The organism is Paractinoplanes toevensis, assembly GCF_018332695.1.
GTDB classification, from domain to species: domain Bacteria; phylum Actinomycetota; class Actinomycetes; order Mycobacteriales; family Micromonosporaceae; genus Actinoplanes; species Actinoplanes toevensis.
Map to the genome: position 1 here is coordinate 147,846 of NZ_BOQN01000003.1, position 6,777 is coordinate 154,622.

Annotated in this window: 6 protein-coding genes; 5 read left to right on the plus strand and 1 reads right to left on the minus strand. The window is 71.5% G+C overall.

Features of this window, described 5'->3' with window-relative positions; genetic code table 11:
- Positions 1–132: 132 nt before the first annotated feature.
- Positions 133–2,709 (minus strand): tetratricopeptide repeat protein, encoded by a 2,577-nt coding sequence (locus Ato02nite_RS01715; RefSeq protein ID WP_213004524.1) that lies wholly within the window; start codon positions 2,707–2,709, stop codon positions 133–135.
- 186 nt (positions 2,710–2,895) lie between these two features.
- Here Ato02nite_RS01715 and Ato02nite_RS01720 point away from each other — a divergent pair, with 186 nt between their 5' ends.
- The 5 genes from Ato02nite_RS01720 to Ato02nite_RS01740 form a co-directional block, all read left to right on the plus strand.
- The gene (locus tag Ato02nite_RS01720; RefSeq protein ID WP_213004525.1) at positions 2,896–3,918 is read left to right on the plus strand and encodes an ABC transporter substrate-binding protein; all 1,023 of its coding nucleotides are present in this window, start codon (positions 2,896–2,898) and stop codon (positions 3,916–3,918) included.
- Positions 3,915–4,661 (plus strand): ABC transporter permease, encoded by a 747-nt coding sequence (locus Ato02nite_RS01725; RefSeq protein WP_213004526.1) that lies wholly within the window; start codon positions 3,915–3,917, stop codon positions 4,659–4,661. The genes Ato02nite_RS01720 and Ato02nite_RS01725 overlap by 4 nt, the downstream gene beginning before the upstream one ends.
- Positions 4,651–5,391 carry an ABC transporter ATP-binding protein gene (locus tag Ato02nite_RS01730; protein ID WP_213004527.1) on the plus strand — a complete coding sequence of 247 codons (741 nt, stop codon included), beginning with the start codon at positions 4,651–4,653 and terminating at the stop codon, positions 5,389–5,391. Before Ato02nite_RS01725 ends, Ato02nite_RS01730 begins: the two co-directional genes overlap by 11 nt.
- A complete protein-coding gene (locus Ato02nite_RS01735) occupies positions 5,388–6,347 on the plus strand; it encodes an ABC transporter substrate-binding protein (RefSeq protein ID WP_213004528.1) in 960 nt (319 codons plus the stop codon). The genes Ato02nite_RS01730 and Ato02nite_RS01735 overlap by 4 nt, the downstream gene beginning before the upstream one ends.
- Positions 6,344–6,777: sulfurtransferase (locus Ato02nite_RS01740; RefSeq protein WP_281419681.1), on the plus strand; the 434-nt coding region annotated here is incomplete at its 3' end. The genes Ato02nite_RS01735 and Ato02nite_RS01740, both read left to right, overlap by 4 nt.

The window sequence follows — 6,777 nt, forward strand, 5'->3', positions numbered from 1 at the left end:
CCCGTACGGCCTCCGCCGGGCAACCGTGTATATCCCGCTAATCGGACAACTCCGTCATGAAGTACGTGACGCAGGTGCGCCCTCGATCGGGTGATCATGCCAGCGCCCGGTCGCCGCCGTCTGCGTCCGCGATCACAGAGTGACGCCGGGCTCCGGGGCGCCCAGGTCGGCGAGGTGGGTGCGGAGCTGGTCGGCCTCGGGCAGGTCCAGAGCGGTGTAGTGGGCGAGAGCCTGCTCGTAGTGGGCGCGGGCCCGGTCGCGGTGGCCCAGGGTGCGGTTGGCGTGGCCCAGGCCGGTGTGCGCTCGGGCCTGCTGCTGACGGTTGCCGATGGTGGTGGCGATGGTCAGCGCCGCGGTGTGCTGGGTCCGGGCGTCGGCCGGGCGGCCGGCCGCGTTGGCGGCCTCGCCCAGGCCGTTGAGCACCCACGCCTCGTTGTCCTGGTTGCCGGTCTCCCGGAAGATCGTCAGGGCCCGCTCGTAGTAGCCGGTGGCCTCGCCGAGCCGGCCCAGCCGGGTGTGCAGCAGGCCCAGGCCGTCCAGGGTGCTGGCCTCGCCGGTGCGGCTGCCCAGTCGGCGGTAGATGGCCAGGGCCTGGTGCAGGTGGTCCGCGGCCGACTCGTAGCGGCCCAGGCGCAGCTCCAGTTCGCCCAGGCCGTTCAGGGCGTACGCCTCGCCGCGCCGGTCGCCGGTCAGCCGGAGCAGGGTCAGCGCCTGCCGGTAGCAGTCCAGGGCCTCGGGCAGGTGGCCGGAGCGTTCCAGGGTGACGCCGAGGCCGCTCAGCGCCATCGCCTCGCCGGTGCGGTCGGCGGCCTGCCGGTACATGGCCAGCGACTGTCGCTTGTAGTCGACCGCCGCCGGGTAGCGGCCGGAGCGCTCGGCCAGGTTGCCGAGGTCGAACAGGGTGTGCGCCTGGCCGACCGGGTCGGCCACCTCGCGGAACAGGTCGAGGGACTGCTGGAGGTGCTCGGTGGCCGGCTGCGGGCGGCCCTGGCGCAGGTGGGCGACGCCGAGCTCGTTCAGCGCGCTCGCCTCGGCGACCCGGTCGCCGGCCGTGCGGGCGGCGTGCCGGGCGTGGCCGTGCAGGGTCAGCGCATCGGTGTAGTGGCCGCCGCGGAAGTAGCGGAAGAAGACGGCGGCCAGCCGGGTGGTGTGGCCGGGCCAGCCCTGGGTGGCGGTGTGCGCGGCCACCGCGACCAGGGTCGGGCGCTCGGTGTCCAGCCAGGCGACCGCGGCGTCCGGGTCGCTCAGGTCGGGGCTCGGGGTGGTGGCCGGGGCGACCCGCGGGCGGCGGTGCGCCTCGGTGGGGTGCAGCGTGTTCATGGCGGCCGCACCGGTGGCCAGGTAGTGGTCGAACAGCCGGGTGAGTGCTTCCCGGCGTACCGAAGGAGGGTCTTGATCCTGGGTCTGGGTGGTGGCGTAGGCGCGGACCAGGTCGTGGAAGGTGAACCGGCCCTCGTCGGCCGGTTGGAGCAGGTGGTCGGCGCGGAGATCGGCCAGCCCGGCCTTGGCCGCCGGGAGATCGAGATCGGTCAGCGCGGCCGCGGCGTACGCGTCGAAGTCCTGCCCGGGATGCAGTGCCGCGAGGCGCAGCAGGCGCCGCCGGCCGGTCGGCAGGCGTTGTACGGACAGGTCGAGCGCGAGTTCGACGGCACTGTCCAGGCGCCGGTCGTGGTGGCGTTCGTCGAGCCGGTCGGCGTGATCGGTCAGCGTCCAGCCCTGCGTCTTGCCGATGTGCCCGGCGATCACGCCGAGGGCCAGCGGCAGGTAGCCGCAGCGGGCCGCGATCCGGGCCGCGGCCCGCGCGTCCGGGCCGGCCGGCACCCCGGGCAGCGCGGCGGTCAGGAAGGCCAGCGCCTCGTCCGGGGTGAACACGCCGACGGCGAGCCGGGTGACCGGCGGCAGGCCGGTGAGACTGCGCCGGCTGGTGATCAGGGTCAGACAGTTAGGGGTGGCCGGCAGTAGCGGCCGGACCTGGTCGGGGTCGGCCGCGTCGTCCAGCAGGACCAGGGTGCGGGTGCCGGTGAGGCGTTCGCGGTAGGCGGCGACCCGGCCGGGCAGGTCGTGCGGGATCCGGTGGCCGGGCGTGCCGAGCAGGCGCAGGAAGCCGTCGAGGACGGCCGCCGGGTCGGCCGGCGGCTGGTCCGGGTGGAAGCCGCGGAGATTGACGAACAGTACGCGATCGGCCGCGTGTTCCCTGGTCAGCCGGTGGGCCGCGGAGATGGCCAGTTGCGTCTTGCCGACGCCGGCCATGCCCTCGAGCGCCGCGATCACCGTGCCGCCGGCCGTCGCGGCCCGGATCAGAGCGTCGAGGTCGGCCGCCCGGCCGGTGAAGCCGGCCAGCTCCTGCGGCAGCTTGTCGTGCACCCGGACCTGGGAGACCGCCTCGGTCTCGCCGCCGACGACCCGCAGCGCCTGACGCCACTGCGCGACATAACCCGTGTCGGGATGCAGGGCCTGGACCACGGCCAGGACCAGGTCGGTGTTCAGTCGCCGGCGGTCCGCCTGGAAACAGTTCGCGACGGTGGAGCGCCGGGTCAGCTCGGCGGCCGGGCGGCCGGCCGCGACCCAGGCGGCGTTGACCCGATCCTTGATCGTCTCGTAGGACGGGTCACCGGCCCACACTTTCAGCAGGCGCAGGCGTTCCACCAGGTCGGGAAGGCTGCCGGCCCGGGCCGGATCGGGCAGCGCGGAGAACGCGTCCACCGGCATCACCCGAGCGTAGCGAGCGGGGGCACCGCCCGGCGCCCCTCGCAACCGCTATCAACATCGCGTTAATCCTATGAAGCCAGTCTGATATGTGGGAACAGTATGTAATGCCGGTCACGTTTGCCTGGTGAGGGCTGCTGTATACGCCTAAATTTCGTGCAGAAATCATCGCAAACGAAAGTCGCCCCCATGAATAACGCCATCAGCCGGCGTCGTGTCCTGGCCACCCTCGCGGCCGCCTCCCTGGCTCTCGCCACCGCCGCCTGCGGCAGCGACGACGACGAACCCGCCACCGGTGCCGGTGGCCAGGCCCTGACCAAGGTCAAGGTCTCCCTCGACTGGACGCCGAACACCAACCACACCGGTCTCTACGTCGCGCAGGCCAAGGGCTTCTTCGCCGCCCACGGCCTGGACGTGGAGATCGTCCAGCCGGGTGACGCCGACCCGGGCACGCTGGTGGCCGCGGACAAGATCCCGTTCGCGATCAGTGCCCAGGAGTCGCTCACCCAGGCCCGGGCCGAGGGGGCCGGCCTGGTCTCGATCGCCGCGATCATCCAGCACAACACCTCCGGCTTCGGCTCGCCGAAGGACCGCGGCCTGACCCGGCCCGCGCAGTACGCCGGCAAGACGTACGGCGGTTACGGCGGCCCGATCGAGGAGCCGCTGCTCAAGACGCTGGTCAAGGCGGACGGCGGCGACCCGGACAAGGTCAAGGTGGTGAACGTGGGCGAGGCCGACTTCCTCACCGCCACCAAGAAGGGGATCGACGTCGAGTGGATCTTCTACGGCTGGGACGGGATCAACGCCGAGTTGAAGGGGCAGCCGCTCAACATCCAGTACGTCAAGGACTACGACAAGGCCCTCGACTTCTACACCCCGATCCTGATCACCAACGAGAAGCAGATCGCCGGCAACCCCACGCTGGTGAAGGAGTTCACCGCGGCGGTGTCCGAGGGTTACACCTACGCCGGCAAGAACGCGGCCGAGTCGGCCGAGATCCTGCTCAAGGCGGCGCCCGACCTCGACGCCGACCTGGTCAAGAAGAGCCAGGAGTGGCTGAGCCCTCGGTACATCGACGACGCGGCGCGCTGGGGTGAGCAGAAGGAAACCGTGTGGACCGACTTCTCCGCCTGGCTCCTCCAGCAGAAGGTGCTCAGCAAGGAAGTCGACGCGTCCCAGGCGTACACCAACGAGTTCTTGCCCTCGGCGTGACCACGCTGCGCAGGGCGCTGCCGCCGGCGATCACGATCGTGCTGCTGATCGCCGGGTGGCAGCTCTACACCACGGTGTCCGGCGTGGACAGGTGGCTGCTGCCCAGCCCGAAGGACATCTGGGACGCCGCGGTCGAGCAGCGCGCCGTGCTCACCACGCACACGCTGGCCACGGCCGAGCTCACCCTCTACGGTTTCGCCGCCGGGGTGGCCGCGGGCCTGCTCATCGCGGTGGTGCTGCACCTGGTGCCGTTCCTGCGGGCCGCGGTCTACCCGCTGCTGGTGATCAGCCAGAACGTGCCGACCATCGCGATCGCCCCGCTGCTGGTGGTCTGGCTCGGGTTCGGGCTGGCGCCGAAGCTCGTCGTGATCATCCTGGTCTGCTTCTTCCCGGTGGCCGTCGCGACGCTGGACGGGCTCGGCCGCAGCGACCCGCGGATCGCCGACTACCTGCTGATGAGCGGGGCCGGGCGGGGGCAGTTGTTCACCAAGCTGCAGTGGCCGAACGCGCTGCCCACGATGTTCTCCGGGCTGAAGATCGCGGCGACCTACAGCGTCTTCGGCGCGATCATCTCGGAGTGGCTGGGCAGCGACAAGGGCATCGGCCACTACATGATCGTGCAGAAGTCGGCGTTCCGGGCGGACCGCCTCTTCGTCGCGATCACCATCGTGATCATCCTGGCCCTGCTGGTGTTCGGCCTGGTCCTGCTGGTGGAGAGGCTGGTAGTCCGTCGTGAGCGCTGACGCCCTGGAGATCATCGGCCTGAATCACAGCTTCAAAGACCTAGAAGTCCTGAAAAATCTGGACATAGTGGTGCGGAAGGGTGAGTTCGTTTCCATCGTCGGACCGAGCGGGTCCGGCAAGAGCACCCTCTTCCACCTGATCGGCGGCGTGCTCACCCCCTCGGCCGGAACCATCGAGGTCGACGGAAAAGCCGCGCAACGCGGCCTGATCGGCTACATGCCCCAGCAACCCGCCCTCATGCCCTGGCGGACCATCGAGAAGAACGTCGTCCTGGCCCGCGAGATCGCCGGAAAAGCCGACCTCGGCCTGGCCCGGCAATGGCTGGAGAAGGTCGGGCTCGGTGACTTCAAGCGCTCCTACCCCCACCAGCTCTCCGGCGGCATGCAGCAGCGGGTCGCCTTCCTCCGGGCGCTCATCTCCGACCAGGAGCTGCTCTGCCTCGACGAGCCGTTCAGCGCCCTCGACGCGATGACCCGCGCCGAGATGCACCGCTGGCTGCTCGACATCTGGGAGGCCAACCGCCGGGCGGTCCTCTTCGTCACGCACAACATCGAGGAGGCTCTCCTCCTCTCCGACACCGTCTACGTCTTCTCGCACCGCCCGGCCACGGTCCTGGAAAAGGTCACCGTGCCGTTCGACCGTCCCCGCCGCGGCACCGTCGTCGACGACCCCGAGTTCGTCGGACTGCGCCGCCGCCTCACCGATCTCCTGACAGGTGAACCCCGATGAGCCTGACCCACCTGCGCGTGATGCTCGAATATTTCCACCCCTGGACCAACGCCGCCGGCCTCTACGTGGCCAGCCGCAACGGCTGGTACCGCGACGCCGGCCTGGACGTCGAGCTGACCGTCTTCGACGCCCTGCGCGGCGACACCCTGGAACACCTGGCCCGCGGCGAGGTGCACCTGGGCGTCTTCCCCACCAACCGGCTGCTGGTCCGCAGCGCCGCCGGCCAGCCGCTGCACGGCGTGGCCGCGATCAACCACCGGGGGATGGAGACCATCCAGACCGTCGCCGGGCGCGGCATCACCCGCCCCCGCGACCTGGCCGGCAAGCGGCTCGCGCTCAACCCGACCCCGCGCGGCGTCGCCATGGTCCGGCACCTGGTCGCGGCGGACGGCGGCGACCCGGACGCGGTGACCCTGGTGGACAGCGGGCACCGCGAACTGAGCGTGGACGACATCGCGGCCGGCGCGGTGGACGCGACCTTCGGCGGTTACTGGGCCTGGGACGCGCTCTTCGCCCAGCTGCCCGGCTCGCAGCGGATCGTCTGGCCGGTCGACGAGATCGGCGCCCCGCCCTACCACAGCTATCTGCTCGGCACCGGGCCGGCGCTCACCGATCCGGCCCTGCTGGACACGTTCCTGCGGGTCACCGCCCAGGGATACCGCGCCGCCACGGACGATCCGGCGGGCACCCTGGACGTGCTGGACCGGGTGATCCCGTACTTCCCGCGGGCGATCCTGGCCCGCTCCCTCGAGCTGATCGCACCGACCTGGTGGCACGGTGACCGGTGGGGCGAGATCCGGGAGGACCTGATGACGCCGTACACGACCTGGCTGGCGGACAACGCGATCCTGCCCGCCGACTTCGATTGGCACCGGGCCGTCCGCCCGGTTTCGGACGCGGCCCTCCGGCCGACTGACGGCGCGGGCTCCGCGCCGGTCCGGGCGGTGCCGCGATGACGGGTCCGCTCCTCGGTCCGGCCGATTTGGCGGTACGCGGTGAAAGCGTGCTCGTCCTCGACGCGACAGTGGAGTTGGCCGCCCCTCGCTACGACGGCGACCACACCTCGGCTTCCGGCCTGGCCGGCTGGCGGGAGGCGCACATTCCCGGCTCCCGGCACGCCGACCTGCTGCTGCTCAGCGACCCGACGGCCGGCTACCACTTCGCCGCCCCGGCCCCGGCCGTGCTCGCGGCCGCGCTGTCCGCGCTCGGCGTCCGCGACGGCGTCCCGGTCGTGACCTACGACCGTAACGGCGGCATGTGGGCGGCCCGGCTGTGGTGGCTGCTGGACTGGCTCGGCGTCGAGGCCTACGTCCTCGACGGCGGCTTCGCCGCCTGGCAGTCCGCCGGCCTCCCGGTCGCGGCCGATCTTTCCGCGTCGGCCGGTTC